General features: G+C 67.9%; 21 protein-coding genes. 15 read left to right on the forward strand and 6 right to left on the reverse strand.

Annotation, left to right across the window (positions count from 1 at the left end):
* Positions 1-3 precede the first annotated feature (3 nt).
* Both ACVCL3_RS05500 and ACVCL3_RS05505 read left to right on the forward strand, forming a co-directional pair.
* Positions 4-393 (forward strand): hypothetical protein, encoded by a 390-nt coding sequence (locus ACVCL3_RS05500; protein WP_136259908.1) that lies wholly within the window; start codon positions 4-6, stop codon positions 391-393.
* A 104-nt stretch (positions 394-497) separates the two neighbouring features.
* A complete protein-coding gene (locus ACVCL3_RS05505) occupies positions 498-653 on the forward strand; it encodes a hypothetical protein (protein ID WP_168709697.1) in 156 nt (51 codons plus the stop codon).
* A 187-nt stretch (positions 654-840) separates the two neighbouring features.
* On the opposite strand, the gene ACVCL3_RS05510 is transcribed toward ACVCL3_RS05505, so the two are convergent.
* Positions 841-984, reverse strand: a complete 144-nt coding sequence (locus tag ACVCL3_RS05510) for a hypothetical protein (RefSeq protein ID WP_447100665.1) — start codon at positions 982-984, stop codon at positions 841-843.
* Positions 985-1,185: 201 nt separating this feature from the next.
* Here ACVCL3_RS05510 and ACVCL3_RS05515 point away from each other — a divergent pair, with 201 nt between their 5' ends.
* From ACVCL3_RS05515 to ACVCL3_RS05565, 11 genes are all read left to right on the forward strand, one after another.
* Entirely contained in the window at positions 1,186-2,919 is a 1,734-nt protein-coding gene (locus ACVCL3_RS05515; protein ID WP_447100666.1) for a hypothetical protein, read from the forward strand.
* Between the two features lie 20 nt (positions 2,920-2,939).
* Positions 2,940-3,848: a cyclase family protein gene (locus tag ACVCL3_RS05520; protein ID WP_447100667.1), complete on the forward strand. Its 909-nt coding sequence runs from the start codon at positions 2,940-2,942 to the stop codon at positions 3,846-3,848.
* A 194-nt stretch (positions 3,849-4,042) separates the two neighbouring features.
* Positions 4,043-5,119: an NAD(P)/FAD-dependent oxidoreductase gene (locus ACVCL3_RS05525; RefSeq protein WP_447100668.1), complete on the forward strand. Its 1,077-nt coding sequence runs from the start codon at positions 4,043-4,045 to the stop codon at positions 5,117-5,119.
* 47 nt (positions 5,120-5,166) lie between these two features.
* A complete protein-coding gene (locus ACVCL3_RS05530) occupies positions 5,167-6,234 on the forward strand; it encodes an FAD:protein FMN transferase (RefSeq protein WP_447100669.1) in 1,068 nt (355 codons plus the stop codon).
* Positions 6,234-8,423, forward strand: a complete 2,190-nt coding sequence (locus tag ACVCL3_RS05535) for a 4Fe-4S binding protein (protein WP_447100670.1) — start codon at positions 6,234-6,236, stop codon at positions 8,421-8,423. Before ACVCL3_RS05530 ends, ACVCL3_RS05535 begins: the two co-directional genes overlap by 1 nt.
* Positions 8,424-8,456: 33 nt before the next feature.
* Positions 8,457-10,403 carry a TAT-dependent nitrous-oxide reductase gene (nosZ, locus tag ACVCL3_RS05540; RefSeq protein ID WP_447100671.1) on the forward strand — a complete coding sequence of 649 codons (1,947 nt, stop codon included), beginning with the start codon at positions 8,457-8,459 and terminating at the stop codon, positions 10,401-10,403.
* Between the two features lie 53 nt (positions 10,404-10,456).
* Positions 10,457-11,722 carry a nitrous oxide reductase family maturation protein NosD gene (locus tag ACVCL3_RS05545; RefSeq protein WP_447100672.1) on the forward strand — a complete coding sequence of 422 codons (1,266 nt, stop codon included), beginning with the start codon at positions 10,457-10,459 and terminating at the stop codon, positions 11,720-11,722.
* Complete coding sequence (locus tag ACVCL3_RS05550) at positions 11,719-12,648, forward strand: ABC transporter ATP-binding protein (RefSeq protein ID WP_447100673.1); 930 nt, start codon at positions 11,719-11,721, stop codon at positions 12,646-12,648. The genes ACVCL3_RS05545 and ACVCL3_RS05550 overlap by 4 nt, the downstream gene beginning before the upstream one ends.
* Positions 12,645-13,478, forward strand: coding sequence for an ABC transporter permease (locus ACVCL3_RS05555; protein WP_447099312.1), 834 nt, complete (start codon positions 12,645-12,647; stop codon positions 13,476-13,478). Before ACVCL3_RS05550 ends, ACVCL3_RS05555 begins: the two co-directional genes overlap by 4 nt.
* Before the next feature lie 12 nt (positions 13,479-13,490).
* Positions 13,491-14,132: a nitrous oxide reductase accessory protein NosL gene (locus tag ACVCL3_RS05560; protein WP_447100674.1), complete on the forward strand. Its 642-nt coding sequence runs from the start codon at positions 13,491-13,493 to the stop codon at positions 14,130-14,132.
* A 14-nt stretch (positions 14,133-14,146) separates the two neighbouring features.
* Positions 14,147-14,350: a Sec-independent protein translocase subunit TatA gene (locus ACVCL3_RS05565; RefSeq protein WP_447100675.1), complete on the forward strand. Its 204-nt coding sequence runs from the start codon at positions 14,147-14,149 to the stop codon at positions 14,348-14,350.
* A gap of 84 nt (positions 14,351-14,434) precedes the next feature.
* Here the strand turns inward: ACVCL3_RS05565 and dapE are convergent, their stop codons facing one another.
* The 5 genes from dapE to dapD all read right to left on the reverse strand — a co-directional run bounded on the left by dapE (position 14,435) and on the right by dapD (position 18,591).
* The gene (dapE, locus tag ACVCL3_RS05570) at positions 14,435-15,574 is read right to left on the reverse strand and encodes a succinyl-diaminopimelate desuccinylase (protein ID WP_447100676.1); all 1,140 of its coding nucleotides are present in this window, start codon (positions 15,572-15,574) and stop codon (positions 14,435-14,437) included.
* A 42-nt stretch (positions 15,575-15,616) separates the two neighbouring features.
* Entirely contained in the window at positions 15,617-16,678 is a 1,062-nt protein-coding gene (locus ACVCL3_RS05575; RefSeq protein ID WP_395117339.1) for a VIT1/CCC1 transporter family protein, read from the reverse strand.
* Between the two features lie 2 nt (positions 16,679-16,680).
* Positions 16,681-17,148 (reverse strand): DUF2165 family protein, encoded by a 468-nt coding sequence (locus ACVCL3_RS05580; RefSeq protein ID WP_447099545.1) that lies wholly within the window; start codon positions 17,146-17,148, stop codon positions 16,681-16,683.
* Between the two features lie 31 nt (positions 17,149-17,179).
* Positions 17,180-17,533 (reverse strand): Spx/MgsR family RNA polymerase-binding regulatory protein, encoded by a 354-nt coding sequence (locus tag ACVCL3_RS05585; RefSeq protein WP_395117336.1) that lies wholly within the window; start codon positions 17,531-17,533, stop codon positions 17,180-17,182.
* 101 nt (positions 17,534-17,634) lie between these two features.
* The gene (dapD, locus tag ACVCL3_RS05590) at positions 17,635-18,591 is read right to left on the reverse strand and encodes a 2,3,4,5-tetrahydropyridine-2,6-dicarboxylate N-succinyltransferase (protein ID WP_447100677.1); all 957 of its coding nucleotides are present in this window, start codon (positions 18,589-18,591) and stop codon (positions 17,635-17,637) included.
* 28 nt (positions 18,592-18,619) lie between these two features.
* Between dapD and ACVCL3_RS05595 the strand changes: the two genes are divergently transcribed.
* Both ACVCL3_RS05595 and tssA read left to right on the forward strand, forming a co-directional pair.
* Positions 18,620-19,174: an NADPH-dependent FMN reductase gene (locus ACVCL3_RS05595; protein ID WP_447100678.1), complete on the forward strand. Its 555-nt coding sequence runs from the start codon at positions 18,620-18,622 to the stop codon at positions 19,172-19,174.
* A gap of 89 nt (positions 19,175-19,263) precedes the next feature.
* Positions 19,264-20,298, forward strand: a complete 1,035-nt coding sequence (gene tssA, locus ACVCL3_RS05600; protein ID WP_395117330.1) for a type VI secretion system protein TssA — start codon at positions 19,264-19,266, stop codon at positions 20,296-20,298.
* Positions 20,299-20,315 lie beyond the last annotated feature (17 nt).

Consider the following 20,315-nt stretch of genomic DNA (forward strand, 5'->3'; position numbering starts at 1 on the left):
GACATGCCCAACGTAACACTTGAGGTGACACTGAAAAACGGCAGCCTCGACGTCGACCAGTCGGGTAACGGAAACCAGATCGCCCACGGCCAGTCGGTGACGATCACCTGGCACCTGAGCGGCCCCGGCGTGAGCCCGGGATCATTCAATGCGATCAGCGATCCGACCCATCCCGGGTTCGCCTGGATCCAATCGCCTCCATCCGGCGTGTTCGGTCAGGCGCAACTCGCGAACAACGGCGACAAGATCACCATCACCGATGCCAACGACAGCACCAGCTCGAGCGGCGAGTGGATCTACCAGCTCTGCGCGACGATCAATGGCGCCCCATACTCGACCATCAGCACGCTGCCTACGGCCACCACGACGAATCCGGTGATCAAGAACCTGTAGCGCCACCATGCAGGCGCTTTGGCGCAGGGACAGCGAGGAAGCAATGCCAAGGGTACCTCGATCCGAACGGCAACATCGCATACCAGTCAAGCCTGGAGACCATCATGCCAAAGACCAGCAAAGACAATCAGAACATCCCGGCCGAACCGCAGCCAGACGACCAGACCCAGGATAGCAACCGCGACTCCGACCAGAACGTGGAACAGTTGGGCACGCTCTCGCCGAACACAACGACCAACCCACAGATCAAGAACCTCTGACACTAACCCAGTGCCTCGCATGGAACATCGATCTTGCCCCCTCGCACCTGCGAGCGTATCGCGGTGATCGGCGTGACCAGCCACCGCAATATCTGCGCGCCCGATGCCGACCGATTAGCGAACTGAAGGAGACCAGCCATGAGCGGATAACGAAACACGCCGGCTCTTGTACCGAAATAATCGATGTTCAATGAGGCATTTCCGCATAACGTGAGGATGAAACCATGAAATAGCGCATCGCATTGTCTGTAGCTTTTGGCATCGCCTTGGCGGCGACTTCGGCACTTGCCAGTGCCGGTACGCCGGCCGCGGGTTCCTCGGACTCGGTCATGGATGCCATCAGCAACTGGTTCGCCTGTGTGATTGGCAGTCAGAGTTGCGTATCTCCCGACACCACCACAGACCCGAGGATCAAAAACAACTAGCAAGGCGGCGCAGGCGGCAGGCCTGAGCAAGGCTTGCCGCCTTCATCCGCTCAAGGCGTTGGCGCCATCCGAAAATCGAAATTACCTGACGCGACCCCTTGCCCACCATGGAACATCGACCTCGCCTCCTCGCACCTGCCAGCGTACCGCTGGTGATCGGCGTCACCAGCCACCGCAACATTCCCGCCCGCGAAGTCGACCTGGTGCGGCGCCGCGTGCGGGAATTCCTGGCGCAACTGCAGCGCGATTTTCCCGTGCTGCCGCTGGTGGTGCTGTCCGCGCTGGCCGAGGGCGGCGACCAGTTGGTGGCGGAAGAGGCGTTGGCGCTCGGCGCGCGATTGATCGCGCCGCTGCCGTTGCCGCGCGAACTCTATGTCGAGGACTTCCACCACGCGGCCACCCGCGACCGTTTCGATGCGCTCGCCGCGCGTGCCCGGGTGATCGAGCTGCCGCTGCTGCCGGACAGCACCCCCCGCGGCATCGGCAATCCTGGCCCCCAGCGCGATCGGCAGTACGGACGGGCCGGCGTGTTCATTGCGCGGCACTGCCATCTGTTGCTGGCGATCTGGGACGGCAAAGCGTCGACCCGGCTCGGCGGTACCGCCCAGGTGGCGGAGTTCTTTCTCAGCGGCGTGATGCCGGGCCTGACCGAGCGCCGCCGCGGCGGCCGTCATCACCTGCTGGGCAGCGGCGACGAGCGGCTGGTCTGCCAGATCGTCTGCTCGCGCGATACCGACGACGGCGCGCCGCTCCCGCCACTGCAGCCAGGGCAGCTGCTGTGGCGCACGCAGACCGAAGTTTCATTGCCCGACGTTCCGATGCCTGCGATGTTCCACCAGACTTTCGCGCGCATGGCCGAGTTCGACGCGGATTGCCTGAAATACCGCAGCGAGATCCACGGCAGTGCCGGTGCCGATGGGTCGCCAAGCGACACCGCGACGCTGGCGCGGCCGGAGGCGGCCCTGTTCCGTGCGGCGGACTGGCTGGCGGTGCATTTCCGCCAGCGTGTGCTGCTGGCGATGCGAACCCTCTACACGCTGGCAGCAGTCATGGCCATCGCCTTCACGATCTACGACAACCTGCCTGACCAGGACGACTTCATCTACGTATTCCTGCTGCTGTTCGCCGGCGGCGTATGGGTGGCCACGCTCGCGCGGCGACGCGGCTGGCATCGCAAATACCTGGATTACCGGGCACTGGCGGAAGGCCTGCGCGTGCAAGGCTACTGGCGCCGTGCCGGGATCTCGCTCACCGGCGACCCCGAGTTTGCACAGGACAGCTTCATGCAGAAACAGGACATCGAGCTTGGCTGGACGCGCAACGTGATGCGCAGCGCCGCACTCTGCCGCGTGCCGGGCAGCGGCAACCCGGAGAGTGAGTTGCGCGAGGTCATCAGCGAATGGGTCGGAGACGGCGCACATGGTGGCCAGGTGGACTACTTCCGCAGCAAGGCTGCGCAGCGCACGCGCCAGCATCGCTTCACCGAAATGCTGGGCTTCGCCAGCCTGCTTGCCGGCATCGGCATCAGCATCGTGCTGGCGGCGCTCGCACACCGCCTGGCCGCCGATACCAAGAACACGCTGGTGGTCATCATGGGCGTGCTGTCGATCCTCGCCGCCGTGCGCGAGGCTTATGCGTTCAAGAAGGCCGACAAGGAACTCATCAAGCAATACCGCTTCATGCAACGCATCTTCGACGAGGCGCGCAAGGCGCTGGCCCTGACCACCAACGCCACCGAGCAACGCGCCATCCTCCACGCGCTGGGCGAGGCCGCCCTGGCCGAACACGCCGAATGGGCCCTGATGCATCGCCAGCGACCGCTGGAACACGGGAGAATGTAGGCGAGACCGGAGCAAACCACATGAGTCGATCCACCGAAGAATGCCGCGCCTGTTTCGACTTCGAAGTCGACTTCTCCAACGGCGGCGGCATCCAGGGCCAGGGATTCCGGCTCGACATCGACGGCGACGACATCGACGACGCGGCGCTGGCCGACTACATCGTGCGCGACATGCGGTTGCTGATGGTCGGCGCCGTGCGCATCCTCAACAAGTCGATCATCCGCGAACGTCACAAGCGCCAGCCGCAAGCCGCGCCGGGCAACGCCGTCCGGCCGGACCTGATCGACCTCGCCCACGTCGTGCACAGCGGCGAGGAGGTCTACCCCGGTCTGCCCGCGCCCCGCGTGTCGGACCATCTCAGCCACCAGGCCAGCATCGGCCGCTACGCCGAGGGCGTGACGTTCCAGATTGCGCGCATCGACATGGTGGCCAACTCCGGCACCGCGATCGACGCACCCTCCCACCGCTACCCCGGCGCCGCCGACGTCGCCCAGCTGCCGCTCGGCGACATCGCCGACGTGGATGCCGTGGTCATCCACCTGCAGGGCATGCGCGGTCGAAGCATCGACCGCGCCGCGCTCGCGGCACTGGACGTGCGCGGGCGCGCCGTACTGCTCGATACCGGCTGGGCCGCTCGCTGGGGCACCAGTGCCTACCTGCAGGCGCAACCTTTCCTCAGCCGCGACGGCGCCGAGTACCTGCGCGACCACGGCGCGGTGCTGGTCGGCGTCGACGCGCTCAACATCGACGACACCGGCGATCCGCAACGCCCCGCCCACTCGATCCTGCTGGCCGCCGGCATCCCGATCGTCGAGAACCTCGCCTCACTCGCCATGCTGCCCGCCGAGAAGCTGCGCTTCTCCGCCGTGCCGATGCGCATGGCAGGCATGGGCACGTTCCCGGTGCGGGCGTGGGCGCGCCCGGGTTGAGGTAACCGGCGGCATGCGGCAGCGCTGTGCGCCGCCGGAACTCGACTGATCGCGGAGGCACCCCGTCGCGCGGCGTGCGTCAATGCCGGCGCGACATTCGACCGCATGGGCCACCCGGGCCAAGTTGACCACAGTCAAGCGTGAGCGCGTGGCGCACGCGCATGATCCGCCCTGTCCACAAGCGGGCGCGATCCATGATCAGCTGCGACACCGTCATCATCGGCGCAGGCCCGGTCGGCCTGTTCCAGGTTTTCGAGCTGGGCCTGCTCGGGCTGGATGCGCACGTGGTCGATGCCGTGCCGCATGCCGGCGGGCAATGCATCGAGCTGTATCCGGACAAGCCGATCTACGACATCCCGGCGGTGCCGGTGTGCAGCGGGCGCGAGCTGATCGCGCGGCTGCAGCAGCAGATCCGGCCGTTCGCGCCGCAGTTCCACCTGGGCCACACCGTCACCTCGCTGGAACGCATGCAGGACGGTCGCTTCCACCTGCAGACCAGCGGCGGGCTGGCGTTCGACGCAGGCGCGGTGATCATCGCCGGTGGCCTGGGCGCGTTCGCACCGCGCACGCTGAACCTGCCGGAAGCCGCGCCGCTGGTGGGCCGCACGCTGCACTACAAGGTGACCCAGCCGGCGCTGTTCGACGACCAGGACATCGTGATCGCCGGCGGCGGCGACGCGGCACTGGACTGGGCGCTGGAGCTGGTCGAGCGCGCGCGCAGCGTGGTGCTGGTGCACCGCTCGTCCAGCTTCCGCGCGGCGCCTGCCAGCGTGGCACGCATGCAGGCCTTGTGCGACGAGGGGCGCATGCAGTTCTGCGAAGGCGACATCGTCGGCCTGGAAACGGCGAACGACGCACTGGCGCAGGTGCGCGTACGCACGCGCAGCGGCATGGTCCAGCGCATAGAGGCCTCGCACCTGCTGGTGTTCTGGGGCCTGCATCCGGCGCTGGGGCCGATCGCCGAATGGGGACTGGCGCTGGAACGCCAGCAACTGGTGGTGGACCCGGCGACCTTCCGGACCTCGGTGCCCGGCATCTTCGCGGTGGGCGACATCAACACCTACCCGGGCAAGAAGAAGCTGATCCTGTCGGGCTTCCATGAAAGCGCGCTGTGCGCGTTCGCCGTGCACGCGCACCTGCATCCCGGCGACAAGGTGAACCTGCAGTACACGACCACCAGCCCCGCCTTGCAGCGGCGCCTGGGCGTGCGCGATGCCGAGCGCGACGCCGTCGTCGCCGAGCCGCCGCCACGCGTGGCGGCCACGGCCTGACCTCGCCCGCCCGCACGCGTTCAATCACTCATCCCGGGAGACATCCCATGCACCGTCCCTCCGCCTCCGACGACCTGCGTTCGCCCGAACGCCGGCGCTGGCTGAAGCAGGCCGGCCAGCTCGCCATCGCCGGCGGCCTGCTGGCCGGCGGCGGCTGGGCGGTGCTCAAGCGCAAGCAGAACCTGTGGCAGGTGCGCCGGGAGCGCACGCTGATGCAGACCTCGGTGGCGGTGACCTGCCTGGCCGATGACGTGCAAGCCGCGGGCGTGGCGATCGAGGCGGCGTTCGCGCGCATGGCCGCGACCGCCGCGCAGCTGACCCGCTTCGATCCCGCCAGCCCGTTGGCGCGACTCAACCGCGAGGGCCGGCTGGCGCAGGTGCCGGCGCAACTGGATGCGGTGCTGCGCCAGGCGCTGTCGCTGTCGCGACTGACCGACGGCGCGTTCGACCCGACCGTGCTGCCGGTGCTGCGCTACTTCGAAACGCTGCGCGGCACGGCGGCCACCGACGCGCACGAGCAGCGCGTGGCTGAAAGCCGCGACGCGCTGGTCGGCTACCGCGACCTCGCACTCGATGCGCGCGGCGCGCGGCTGCTGCGCCCGGGCATGGCGATCACGCTGGACGGCATCGCCAAGGGCCACGTGGTCGACCAGGGCATCGCCGCGCTGCGCGGCGCCGGCATCGAGTACGGCTTGATCGACGCCGGTGGCGACATCCACGCGATCTGCGGCAACGACCCAGCGCGGCACTGGAACGTCGGCATTGTCGATCCACGCGACGTCAGCCGCGTGGCAGTGGTGCTGCAATTGCGCAACGCGGCGGTGTCGACGTCCGGCAATTACCGCGTGTTCTTCTCCGCCGACCGGCGCCTGTTCCACATCGTCAACCCGCGCACCGGCTGGTCGCCGCAAAGCTATTCCAGCGTCACCGTGATGGCGCAGCGTTCGGTGCTGGCCGACGGCATGAGCACGGCGGCGTTCTCGCTGGAGCTGCCGCGCCTGTCCGCACTGATGGACGCGCAGGATCAGCAGTGGCTGGCGTTCTCGCGCACGGGCGGGCAGCGTTGGCGCTCGCGCGACCTGCCGCTGATCGCCGGTACGGCGGAGCGCGTGTGATGCGCTTGTCACGCCCGCTCGTCACCCGCCTGCTGCTGGCGCTGTGCCTGTTGTTGCCGGCACCCGCCGCGCTGGCCGGCATCGATGCGAAGCACCCGCAGTTGCACGAGGTATTTCCGCAGGCCACCCGCTACGGCGACATCGAAGGCACGCCGCCGGCCGCCGCGGTGTACCGGGGCGACAAGGTGATCGGCTACGTGTTCGAGACGGTGATGGTAGCGCCGGTGCCGGCCTACTCCGGCGCGCCGATCAACCTGCTGGTGTCGATCGGCACCGACGGCAGCATCCGCGACGCCCGCGTGCTGGAGCAGCACGAGCCGATCCTGCTGGTCGGCATCCCCGTGCAGAAGCTGTACGACTTCGTGGCGCGCTACATCGGCCATCGCGTGGACGACCAGATCGTGGTCGGCGGCGGTGCCAGCGGCAGCGTGCGCATCGACGCGATCAGCAGCGCCACGGTGACCTCGATGGTGGTCAACGAGACGATCATGAACTCGGCGCTGAAGGTGGCTGCCTCGCGCAAGCTGATCGCCGGCGCGGCCGACGCCGACGCCAGGACCGCGGCGGTGCGCACCGACTACTACCAGCCGGCCGACTGGGACACGCTGACCGGCAACGGCGCGATCGCCCACCTGCAGCTCAAGCGCCAGGCGATCACCGACGCCTTCAAGGGCCAGCCGGAGAGCGGCCTGGTCGACGATCCCACCGCGCCGGCGCCCGGCCACGAGGGCGATGTCTTCATCGACCTGTACTTCGCCGACGTCACCCCGCCCACGGTGGGCCGCAACCTGCTCGGCCCGACCGCCCACGCCGACCTGATGAGGCAGCTCAAGCCCGGCGACTCGGCGATCGCGGTGATGGCCAACGGCATCTATTCGTTCAAGGGCGTGGGTTATGTGCGCGGCGGCATCTTCGACCGCGTGCACGTGCTGCAGGACGGCAAGCTGGTGCTGTTCAAGGACACCGACCTGGTTCAGTTGAACGACACCCCGTTGCGTGGCAAGCCCGACTTCGTCGAGCAGGCGATCTTCATCGTGCGCAACAGCGGCAGCGGCTTCGATGCGACCCGGCCGTGGACGCTGCAGCTGATGGTGAACCGCCAGGTCGGCCCGCTGCAGAGCATCTACCACACCTTCACCCGCGACTACCGCATGCCGGCGGTCTACACCACGCGGCCGGAGAGCAGCACCGACTCGCAGTCCAATGCACTGCCGGCCGACGCCGCACTGTGGCAGAAGATCTGGTACGGCCGCCGCATCGACATCGCCGTGCTGCTGGCGGGGCTGACCGTGCTGACGCTGATCCTGCTGTTCCAGGACTGGCTGGTGACGCGGCCCGTGCTGCTCGAACGCGTGCGCACCGGTTTCCTGATCTACACGCTGGTGTTCATCGGCTGGCACGGGCTGGCGCAGCTGTCGGTGGTGAACATCTTCACCTTCATCCAGTCGGTGCTGCACGGCTTCCATTGGGAAACCTTCCTGATGGACCCGCTGATCTTCATCCTGTGGGTATTCGTCGCCGCCACCCTGCTGCTGCTCGGGCGCGGCGTTTACTGCGGATGGCTGTGCCCGTTCGGCGCGCTGCAGGTACTGGTGAACAACGCGGCCAAGCGATTGCACGTGCCGCAGTTCGAGTTCCCGCGGGCGGTGCACGAGCGGCTGTGGGCGCTGAAGTACGTCATCCTGCTGGTGCTGTTCGGCATGTCGCTTCAGTCGCTCAACACGGCCGAGCACTACGCCGAGATCGAGCCGTTCAAGACCACGTTCACCCTGCACTTCGCGCGCTCGTGGAGCTACGTGCTCTACGCGGTGCTGCTGATCGGCGTATCCGCGTTCAACCACAAGTTCTATTGCCGCTATGTCTGCCCGCTGGGTGCCGGACTGGCCGTGTCCGGACGCTGGCGATTGTTCGAATGGCTGCGCCGACGCCCCGAGTGCGGCAGCCCCTGCCAGGTCTGCGCCAACGAGTGCGAGGTCAAGGCGATCCATGCGGATGGCCGCATCGACTTCAACGAATGCCACTACTGCCTGGATTGCCAGGTCACCCGCGTCAACGACCACAAGTGCCCACCGGTGGTACAGCAACGCAAGAAGCGCGAACGCGCCGCACGACCGTTGCCCACGCCGATCACGCTGATTACCCCGGCGAACGCGCCGGAAACCCGAGAGCCGGCGCCCTTCGCCGACTGATCCCCACCTCACCTGCCTCTGCGGATGGAAGCCATGCACGACGAATCGAAAATCAAACCCGAAGCAATCGAGGAAGGCGCCGACCCCGCGCGTCGCAACTTCATCAGGACCAGCGCGCTGGCCGGCCTGGCCGGCGCGGCGGGACTGGCACTGGCGGGCTGCGGTCGCAAGGGGGACCACGGTGGCGCGGAAGGTGCCGCCGCCGGACACGATGCCGAACGCCAGCGCGAGCACGGCGAGCACGAAGCCGCCTCTGACCATGTGCCGCCCGGCCAGCTCGACGAGTACTACGGCTTCTGGAGCGGCGGTCAGTCCGGCGAGGTGCGTCTGGTCGGCGTGCCCTCGATGCGCGAGCTGATGCGCATCCCGGTGTTCAACCCCGACTTCACCATCGGCTGGGGCGTCACCAACGAGAGCAAGCGCGTGCTCGGCCCGAACTTCCCGCCCGGCGGCGACTGCCACCACCCGCACATGAGCCAGACCGACGGCCACTACGACGGCCGCTACATCTTCATCAACGACAAGGCGCACACCCGCGTCGCGCGCATCCGCTGCGACGTGATGCGTTGCGACCGCATCACCAATGTGCCCAACGTGCAGGCGATCCACGGCCTGCGCGTGCAGCGCGCGCCGCGCACCGGCTACGTATTCGCCAATGGCGAGTTCATGGTCCCGGCACCGAACGACGGGCGCGACCTGGACGATCCGAAAAAGTACCAGACCATGTTCAGCGCGCTCGATGGCGACACCATGGAGGTCGTCTGGCAGGTGCTGGTGGACGGCAACCTGGACAACACCGAGGCCGACTACGCTGGCAAGTACGCCATCTCCACCTGCTACAACAGCGAGGGCGGCATGGACCTGCCCGGCACGATGCAGGCCGAGCGCGACTGGGCGGTGGTGTTCAACATCGCGCGCATCGAGGCAGCGGTGAAGAAGGGCGATTTCAAGACCATCGGCAGCTCCAAGGTGCCGGTGCTCGACGGCCGCCACGGCTCCTCGTTCACCCTGTACATCCCGATCCCGAAGAACCCGCACGGCATCAACGCCAGCCCCGACGGCAAGTACGTGGTGGCCAACGGCAAGCTCTCGCCCACCGTCACCGTGATGGAGTGGAGCCGCATCGACGACTGCTTCGCCGGCAAGCTCAAGGACCCGCGCGATACGGTGGTGGCCGAGCCCGAACTGGGCCTGGGTCCGTTGCACACCGCCTATGATGGTCGCGGCAACGCCTACACCACGCTGTTCATCGACAGCCAGATCGCCAAGTGGAACATCGCCGACGCGATCGCCGCCCACGACGGCAAGAAGGTCGCCTACCTGCGCCAGAAGATCGACGTAGCCTACCAGCCCGGGCACTGCCATACCTCGATGGGCGAGACGCGCGACGCCGACGGCAAGTGGCTGGTGTCGCTGAACAAGTTCTCCAAGGACCGCTTCCTGCCCACCGGCCCGCTGCATCCGGACAACGACCAGCTCATCGACATCTCCGGCGAGACCATGAAGCTGGTCGCCGACGGCCCGGTCTACGCCGAACCGCACGACGTGATCCTGCTGCACCGCCGGCAGCTGATCGACAAGGTGAAGAAGAGCTGGGACCGCGACGACCCGTTCTTCGCCGAGACGGTGGCGATGGCGAAGAAGCACGGCGTCAACGTGCTGTCCGACAGCAAGGTCATCCGCGAAGGCCGCAAGGTGTTCGTGTACATGACCTCGGCCGCGCCGATCTTCAGCATGGGCAGCTTCAAGGTGAAGAAGGGCGACGAGGTGACCGTGGTGGTGACCAACATCGACGCGGTGGAGGACGTCAGCCACGGCTTCTGCATCGTCAACTACGGCATCAACATGGAGATCAGCCCCGGCGCCACCGCCTCGGCCACCTTCACCGCCGACAAGGCGGGGGTGTTCTGGTACTACTGCACGTTCTTCTGCCATGCGATGCACATGGAGATGAGCGGGCGGATGCTGGTCGAGGCCTGAGCCGCGTCGTGCCGCCGCGCAGTGCGCGGCGGCACGAGCGGATCGCCGTTCCCATGCATGCACTTCGTTTCCTCGCGTTCCTGATGCTGGCATGGCCGCCGGCGGCGCCGGTGCATGCGCGCGAGTCGCTGGAGCAGATCGTGGCCGCGGCGCCGCCGGGTACCACCATCAGCGTGCCGACCGGCGTGCACGTGGTGCACCTGCGGCTGGACAAGCCGGTCACCCTCGTCGGCGAACCCGGCGCCGTTCTCGACGGCGGCGGCGAAGGCGACGTGGTGCGCATCGGCGCCGCGCAGGTCGCCGTGCGTGGATTGACCATCCGCCATAGCGGCACCGATCTCACCGCGATGAACGCCGGCATCTTCGTCGAGCGCCAGGCGCGCGACGTCACGCTCGAGGGCAACCGCATCGAGGAGAGCCTGTTCGGCGTCTACCTCGACGGCGCGGCCAACGTGCGCGTCGCGCACAACGTGATCCGCGGCATGCGCTCGCTGCGCGTGGCCGACCGCGGCGACGGCATCCACCTGTGGAACGACACCGGCTGCACCATCGAGGACAACGACGTGGCCGACTCGCGCGACGGCATCTACGTCTACGTCAGCCCTCACAACACCATCGCGCGCAACGTGGTGCACGAGGTGCGCTACGGCATCCACTACATGTACTCCCAGCACAACCTGCTGCGGGACAACGTCAGCCGCAGCAACCTGGCCGGGTATGCGCTGATGTCGTCCGATCACCTCAAGGTGATCGGCAACACCGCCGAGGACGACGAATCCTACGGCTTCCTGCTCAACTACATCTCGCACAGCGAGATCGCCGGCAACCTGATACGACGGATCAACGGCCAGCGCGACACCCAGGGCGGGCTGATCGACGGCACCGAAGGCAAGGGGTTGTTCGTCTACCTGTCGCAGTTCAACACCCTCCACGACAACCTCGTCGCCGACTCGCAGATCGGCATCCACGTCACCGCCGGCTCGGAGAACAACCGGTTGTGGGGCAACCATTTCCAGGACAACCGCATCCAGGTGAAGTACGTGCAGAACCTGGCGCAGGAGTGGTCCGAGCGCGGCCGCGGCAATTTCTGGAGCGACTACCTCGGCTGGGACCTGGACGCCGACGGCATCGGCGACATCCCGTTCCGCCCCAACGACGGCGTCGACGTGCTGCTGTGGAAATACCCCTCCGCGCGCAACCTGATGTCCAGCCCCGCGGTGCTGCTGATGCGCTACGTGCAGCGCGCGTTCCCCGTGTTCACGCCGCCCTCGGTGCAGGACAGCCACCCGCTGATGAAAACTTCCCCGGCCACGCCATGAACCACCCGATCGAATGCCACGCACTGGCCAAGCGTTACGGCGACCTCGCCGCACTCGACGGCATCAGCGCCGTCGTGCCGCGCGGCCAGGTGATCGGCCTGCTCGGCCACAACGGCGCGGGCAAGTCCACGCTGATCAAACTCATTCTTGGCCTGATAGCACCCAGCGGCGGCCGGCTGGAGGTGCTTGGCCAGTCGCCGTGGCGCGCACACGCGCTGCGCCGGCGCATCGGCTACCTGCCCGAGAGCGCCACCTTCTACGGCAACCTCAGCGGCCGCGAACTGCTCGACTATCTGGCACGACTGAAGCAGGCGCCACGCGCACAGGTAGCCACGTTGCTCGAACGCGTCGGCCTGGCCCACGCCGCCGACCGGCGCATCGGCACATATTCGAAGGGCATGCGCCAGCGCCTTGGCCTCGCGCAGGCGCTGCTGGGTTCGCCCGATCTGGTGCTGCTGGACGAACCGACCACCGGCCTCGACCCGCAGGCCACCCGCGAGCTGTACCGCATCGTCGGCGAGCTGCGCGCGGATGGCCGCTGCGTGCTGGTCTCCTCGCACCTGCTGGCCGAACTGGAACCGCACATCGACGGCGCACTGATCCTGCGCCAGGGCAAGTTGCTTGCCGCCGGCAGCCTGCACGCGCTGGGCGAGCAGGCCGCGCTGCCGGCGCAGGTGCTGTTGCGCACGCACGAGCAGGCGATGCCCGAATTGCTCGCGCGCCTTGAAACCGGCGGCCTGTCGGCGCAGCCGCGCCCCGATGGCCGGCTGGAACTGCAGGTGCCGCGCGCCAGCAAGTTGCGCATGCTGCGTGAGCTGCTGGCCGACCCGGCGATCGTCGATCTCGACGTGCGCGAGCCGACGCTGGCACAACTCTACGACTGGCTCGGCGCCGGCCCGCCATCCACCGCGGAGGTGGCCGCATGAACCCGATCCTCACCGTCGCCGCCAAGGAATTCCGCGACGACTTCCGCAACCGCTGGACCATCGCGCTGACCATCCTGTTCGCGCTGCTGGCGCTGGGCATCGCCTGGTTCGGCAGTGCGGCAGCCGGACGCGTGGGCTTCACCTCGTTCGACGCCACGCTGGCCAGCCTGACCACGCTGGGCGCGTTCGTGATCCCGCTGATCGGCCTGCTGATTGCCTATGGCAGCATCGTCGGCGAGCGCGACGACGGCACCCTGCTGCTGATGCTCAGCTATCCGCTCTCGCGCGGGCAACTGGTGGCCGGCAAGTTCCTCGGCCACTGCAGTGCGCTGGCCGCCGCCACGCTGGCCGGCTTCGGGTTCGCGGTCGCGATCATGCAGTGGATGCAGCCGCCGGAGCAGACGATGCAGGCGTGGCTGCAGATCGGCCGTTTCATCCTCAGCGCATCCCTGCTCGGCGCCTGCTTCGTCGGGCTGGCCTGCCTGATCAGCGTACAGACCACCGACAAGTCGCGCGCCGCCGGACTGGCACTGGTCGGCTGGCTGGTGAGCGTGGTGCTGTTCGACCTTGCGCTGCTGGCGCTGCTGGTGGTCAGCGGCGGCAACCCGGTCGAGCGCGCGGTGTATCCGTACCTGCTGCTGTTCAACCCGGTCGACGTGTTCCGGCTGGTCAACCTCACCGCGCTGGGCGACGGCGCCGGCAACGACCTGCTGACCGGCATGACCGCCCACCACGTCTATCCGCCAGCCCTGCTCTACGCGCTGCTGCTGGGCTGGGCGGTGGCGCCGTTCGCCTGGGCGATGCTCGCGTTCCGGCGCAAGGAAATCTGAAGGACTCCGCGCATGCCCTGCTCGCCGATGACCAACCTGCGCCGCGCTGTCTTCGTGCTGGCGCTGGCCGTGCTGGCCGGTTGCGGCGGCAATCCCGCACCCGCACGCCACGCCGTCGACACCCACCCGGACGATGCCTGCGCGGTGTGCGGCATGTACCTGGACGGCTCGCCCGGCCCGCGCGCCGAGGCCTGGATCAGCGGCCGCGCCAAGCCGCTGGTGTTCGATTCCACCCGCGACTTTTTCGCCTACGTGCTGCAACCGGAAAACCAGTCCGCGCTGCAGGAACTGTTCGTGCAGGACAGCGCGCGCATCGACTGGCAGCAACCCGACCACGCCGCCGCCAGCTTCATCGACGCGCGCACCGCAGTCTACGTGGCCTGGCAGCCGCTGGCCGGCTCGATGGGGCCAACCCTGGCGCCGTTCGCCAGCCGCGCTGCCGCGGAAACATTCGCACGCGAGCATGGCGGCGCCGTGCTCGACTTCGCCGAGATCACGCCCGCACTGGTGGCCACGCTGGACTACCGCTGCCCCGCCCGGGCCAGCGGCGCTCACGGCACGCTGCAATGCCTCGCTGCGCCCACGCCGTCGCTCGGCCTGTCGAGCCATCCGCAAGCCGCGCTTTCGCCGGCGCATCCACGCCCCCACCCATGACAGGAATCCGCAACATGCCCGGACTGGAGAGTTTCTCGCACTGGATCGTGCTGCTCGTACTGGCAGTGCTGATCTTCGGCACCGGCAAGCTGCGCAACGTCGGCCGCGACCTCGGCAGCGCCATCGCCGATTTCCGCCAGGGGCTCAAGGGCGGCCAGCCGCACGAGGCCACGCCGCCGACGGTGCGGCGGGATGCGGATGGCCAACCACGACATTGAGGCGCTGATCCGGATGCGTTGACTTGCCTGATGCAGGCACCGCCACGGCGGTCGAGACTCGCCTGTTGAAGCGTCATCGTCAGGTCAGGCCCCGGCCAGCAACCGCTCGCACAACGCCCGATACACCGCCGGCAGTTTCTCCAGCTCCGCCACGTCCACGCACTCGTCCACCTTGTGGATGGTGGCGTTGACCGGGCCGAGCTCGACAACTTCGGCACCCATCGGGGCAATGAAGCGGCCGTCCGAGGTGCCGCCGCCGGTGCTCTGTTCGGGATCGATGCCGCACAGCTCGCGGCAGACTGCCACCACGGTTTCGCGCAACACGCCGCCGGGCGGGGTGAGGAAGGGTTCGCCGGAGAGATTCCAGTCGAGTGCGAAGTCGAGTCCATGGCGATGCAGGATCGCCTCGGTGCGCGCGCGCAGGTCGTCGGCGCGACTGGCGGTGCAGTAGCGGAAATTGATCAGCGCGACGAGTTCACCGGGGATCACGTTGTTCGCGCCGGTGCCGGCGTTGAGGTTGGAGACCTGGAACGAGGTGGGCGGGAAATCCGCGTTGCCCTCGTCCCAGCGCTCGGCGGCGAGTTCGGCCAGGGCGGGAGCGAAGGCGTGGATCGGGTTGAGCGCCTTCTCGGGATACGCCACGTGGCCTTGCACGCCCCGCACGACGAGCGTGCCGGACAGCGAGCCGCGACGTCCGACGCGAATCAGGTCGCCAAGTGTTTCCTTCGAGGATGGCTCGCCCACCACGCACCAGTCGATGCGCTCGCCGCGCCCGCGGAAATGCTCGACCACGCGGCGCACCCCGTCGAGATTGGTCGGACCCTCCTCGTCGCTGGTCAGCAGCAGGCCGAGTCGGCCGCGATGCTCGGGATGCGCGGCCACGAACTGCTCCAGTGCGACCACCATCGCTGCCACCGAGCCTTTCATGTCGGCGGCGCCACGGCCGTATAGACGGCCATCGCGGATGGTCGGTTCGAACGGCGGGCTTTGCCAGGCGGCTTCCGGACCGCTGGGCACCACGTCGGTGTGGCCGAGAAAGACCAGTGTCGGACCGGCGGCGCCATGGGTGACCCACAGGTTGTCGACCTCGCCGTAGCGCAGGTGCTCGACGCGGAAGCCGACGCGTTCCAGGCGCTCGCCGATCAAGGGCAGGCAACCGGCGTCTTCCGGCGTCACCGAACGACGGCGGATGAGGTCGCGGGCAAGTTCGAGCACGTCGGACATGGGGTTCCTGCGCAGTGCCGGGGGATGCCGCAGCATACCAAGCTAGCTCAGCACCACGCCCAGCAAATGCCCCACGCCAAAAGTGATCGCGGCCGCGACACTGGTGATGACGAATTGCCGGGCGATCGAGAACAGCATGCTGCGCCCGGTGAACAGCGAGGTGCCGATGCCGATCAGCGCCAATCCGCCAGCAGTGGAAGCCACGCTGGCCAGCAATGCCGCTTGTCCGCCCAGAAAGAAATACGGCGCCACCGGAAACAGCGCGCCGCAGGCGAACAGGCAGAACGAGGAGATCGCCGCGCCGTAGGCCGAGCCGCCCAGCTCGGCCGGGTCGACGCCGAGATCCTCGCGCACCAGCATGTCCAGCGCCGCGCGCGGCGTTTCGGTCACGTGTTCGGCGAGGTGCTCGGCCGCCGCCGGTTCCAGCCCCTTGTCGCGATAGATGCCGGCGATGTGTTCGCGGCCATCTTCCGGGGCCACCGCCAGGCGTTCGGCGCGCTCGGTGATCTGCGCCTGGTAGAACTCGCGCGAGCTGTTGACCGACAGCCACTCGCCCAGGGCCATCGAGCACGCGCCTGCGACCAGGCCGGCCAGGCCGGCCAGCAGCACGGCGCGATCGCCGGTGGCGGCGCCGGCCATGCCCATCACCAGGCTGACGTTGGACACCAGCCCGTCGTTGGCGCCGAGCACGGCGGCGCGCAAGGTGTTGCCGCTCTGCGCGCGATGGCGCAACCCGTGCGGACCGGCCGGACGCGGCAACGGAAAGTGGTCGCGGTGGCCGCTGCGGTCGACCGGCGTGGCCTCATGATCCGCGTGCGCCAACCGCACCACGGTCGGCATCACGAACTCGGTGCCAAAGCGTCGCGCAAACCAGCTGAGCGCGCGCACGCGCAGGCCGATCCGCTGCCGCGGCACGGCCTCGCCCAGTTCGCGCAGGCGCGCCTCCCAGAATTGCGCATTGCCGCGCTCGCCCGCGGCGATGCGCCGGTAGGCGTGCTGAAGTTGCGGGTCGTCGGCCAGCTCGGCCAGCCGCGCGTACAGCGCGGCGTTGTCGCGCTCGATGCGCAGGTTGTTGCGGAAGCGGCGGGTGCGGCCGTGGGTCATCGTCAATCACCGAGCTCGTCGTCGCGCTGGCCGAGCCAGACCAGCGCCAGCAGCAACACGACGACGAAGCGGAATGCGCTGCCCAGCCCGTTCCACTGCGTGGACATCCACATGCCGAACCATTCGCCGCCGATCGCCATGAAGCCGCCCAGCCACAACAGCACGCCGACGCCCAGGCCGGCCACGGCGAGCTGACCGGCGCACCGGAACGCCGTCGCAGGCGCACGGCGCGCGCGCCACATGCGCCAGGCGCCGGCGCCGCACAGGACGGCGGCCAGTGCTTCGGCGGCGATGATCAGAACGTAGGCGGCATGCTGCAGCAGCGGTGCATGGATCGCGCGGTAGTGGATGGCGGCGTCGGGGAAGATCGAATCCATCGCCAGCACATGCTGCACGAAGACCAGGTTGCTGCCGTAGTCGGTGAGGTTGCCGAACGCGACCAGCGCCAGCCACAGTGCGATCGTCGCCACCAACCCGATCTTCGAAAGCCGCATCGACACGTCAGCGCCCGAACAGCTTCTTGAAGCCGTTGTCGGTGAAGCCCACGCTCACCGTGCCGTCGTCCCGCACCACCACCGGACGGCGGATCAGCGCGGGATATTCCTTCAGCAGCAGTGTCCACTCCGGGTCGCTGCCGGGGTTCTTGCGTTGCGGCAGCAGGTTGCGCCACGTGGTGGAGGACTTGTTGACCAGCTTCTCCCAGCCGCCGAGCTGCGCCGCCCAGTCCTTCAGCGTCGACGCCGGCAGCGGGTTGGCGCGGTAGTCGACGAAATCATGCGGCACCTCGAAGCGGACCAGCCAGTTGCGCGCCTTGCGGCAGGTGTCGCAAGTGGGCAATCCATAAACAGTCGTCATCCCGATCTTCCTTCCTGTAGGAGCCCGCTCGCGGGCGATGCTCTTGCTTCTGCGAATCCCGAATCCCGATGCCCGCCAGGGCATCGACCGCGAGCGGGCTCCTATGTGGCAGCTCGCAGGAGGTCGTTGATGCTGGTCTTGCTGCGGGTTTTTTCATCCACCTGCTTGACGATGATGGCGGCGTACAGGCTGTGCGAGCCGTCTTTCGCCGGCAGGCTGCCGGCCACCACCACGCTGCCGGCCGGTACGCGGCCGTAGCTCACCTCGCCGGTCGCGCGGTTGTAGATGCGGGTGGACTGGCCCAGGAAAACCCCCATGCCGATCACGCTGCCCTTCTCCACCACCACGCCCTCGACCACCTCGGAGCGCGCGCCGATGAAGCAGCCGTCCTCGATGATGGTGGGGTTGGCCTGCAACGGCTCCAGCACGCCGCCGATGCCGACGCCGCCGGACAGGTGCACGCCCGCGCCGATCTGCGCGCAGGAACCCACCGTGGCCCAGGTGTCGACCATGGTGCCGGCGCCGACGCAGGCGCCGATGTTGACGTAGCTGGGCATCAGCACCGCGTCCTTCGCGATGTGCGCGCCGCGGCGCACCAGCGCGCCGGGCACCACGCGCGCACCGAGCTGCTGCAGTTCGGCGTCATTGCCGTGGGCGAAGCGCAGCGGCACCTTGTCGAACGCCTGCGCCGGGCCGCCGTCGACCACGCGGTTGTCGTTGATGCGGAAGTACAGCAGCACGGCCTTCTTGAGCCACTGGTTCACCGTCCAGCCGCCGTGGCCGTCCGGCTCGGCGACGCGGCGCTCGCCGGATTCGAGCAGGTCGAGCACCTGCCCCACGGCCGGCCGCAGATGGCTTTCGATCTCGGATGGGGTGAGTGCGTGGCGACGCTCGAAGGCGTCGTCGATCAGGGTTTCGATGGATTGCATGGCGATTCGATTCGGTCGATGAAAGGCGGCCGCTGCGGCGAACGGCAAAGAGTACAGGCTGCCAGCGCGGGTGCGGTCGGGTTCATGCGCTTTTAACCCGACGGCGCAGTACATTGGCCGGACGTCCATTCTTCCACATCCCCACGAGGAGCCGAACATGAGCCAGATCAAGATTGCCGTGCTGGTAGGCAGCCTGCGTGCAGATTCGTTCAACCGTCGACTGGCCCGCGCAGTGGAGAAACTGGCACCGGGCGACCTTGCGTTCCGCCACATCCAGATCAACGACCTGCCGCTGTACTCGCAGGATTTCGACGCCGCCTACCCGGCCACCGCCACGCGGCTGAAGAAGGATATCGAAGGGGCGGACGGGCTGCTGTTCGTCACGCCCGAGTACAACCGCTCGATCCCGGGCGTGCTGAAGAACGCGATCGACATCGCCTCGCGCCCCTGGGGCACCAACTCGTTCGCCGGCAAACCGGCGGCGGTGATCGGCACCTCGATCGGCTCGACCGGCACCGCGATGGCGCAGCAGCACCTGCGCAACGTGCTGGCCTATCTGGACGTGCCCACGCTGGCCCAGCCGGAGGTATTCATCCACTTCAAGGAGGACTTGATCGCCGATGACGGCAGCATCGCCAACGACTCCACGCGCAAGTTCCTGCAAGGTTTCGTCGATGATTACGTGGCCTGGATTCGCCGCTTTGCACGTTGATCCCGGCGTCGCCGGCCACCACGCCTGCGACTGGTTTTGCGCCGCCGATGGGCGATAATGGGGGACCATTCGACCACGGGGGGAGATCCATGGCGCGATACAATCTGGAGCCGTTGCTGGCCCCGGTATCCGACGAATCGCCGGCCGGACCGGATCTCGAGTACGACCCGGAGTTTCTCGCCCTGGAGCGCGCCGCCGCGCCCAAGGCCGAGCGCGCCGTGGGCGATGCGGTCAAGGCTGCCGAGGAGCCGGACTGGGAGAAAGTCGTCGAGCTGTCCGAGGCGATCCTGCAACGCTCCAAGGATTTGCGCCCGGCGGTGCACCTGACCACGGCCTGGATGCGCAGCTCCGGCATGCCCGGCTGGAGCGCCGGGCTGGGGCTGATCCGCGGCCTGCTGGAACAATTCTGGGACACCGTGCATCCGCAGCTGGACGCGGAGGACGACAACGACCCGACCATGCGCGTCAACGCGGTGGTGCCGCTGAACGACCTGCAGGGTGTGCTCGGTTATTTCCGCACCACGCCGTTCGTGCAGTCGCCGCGCATGGGCCGTTTCAGCCTGCGCGACCTGCGCATCGCCAACGGCACGCTGAAGGTCACCACGCCCGGCGACGGCCCCGAGCCGAGCATCACCGAGATGGAAGCGTGCTGCATGGATTGCGCGGAGGAGGAGCTGGTCCAGACCACCGCCGCGATCAGCGAGTCACTGGAGCATGCCAAGGCCATCGACGCCCTGTTCAACGACCACGTCGGCACGATGGGTCCGGACTTCAAGAACCTGCTCAGCGACATCTACGAGCTGAAGAAATTCCTCGACCCGCAGCTGGCGCGTCGACTGCCGGCCGAAGTGCAAGGCGAAGGGGCTGGCGAAGGTGGCGCGGAGGGTGGTGCACCGAACGCGGCGCGGGCCTCGGGTCCGATCGCCGGGCCGCAGGACGTGATGCGCCGGCTCGACGAGATCTGCGACTACTACACGCGCTGCGAACCCTCAAGCCCGGTACCGCTGCTGTTGCGGCGCGCACAGCGGCTGGTCGGCATGGATTTCATGGACCTGCTCAGGGATCTCGCGCCGGGCGGCATTTCCGAGCTGCGCGTGGTGTCGGGTACGCCGGAAGACGAATAGCCCGCCGCCGGGAACAA

It is taken from the genome of Rhodanobacter sp. UC4437_H4 (assembly GCF_052978425.1).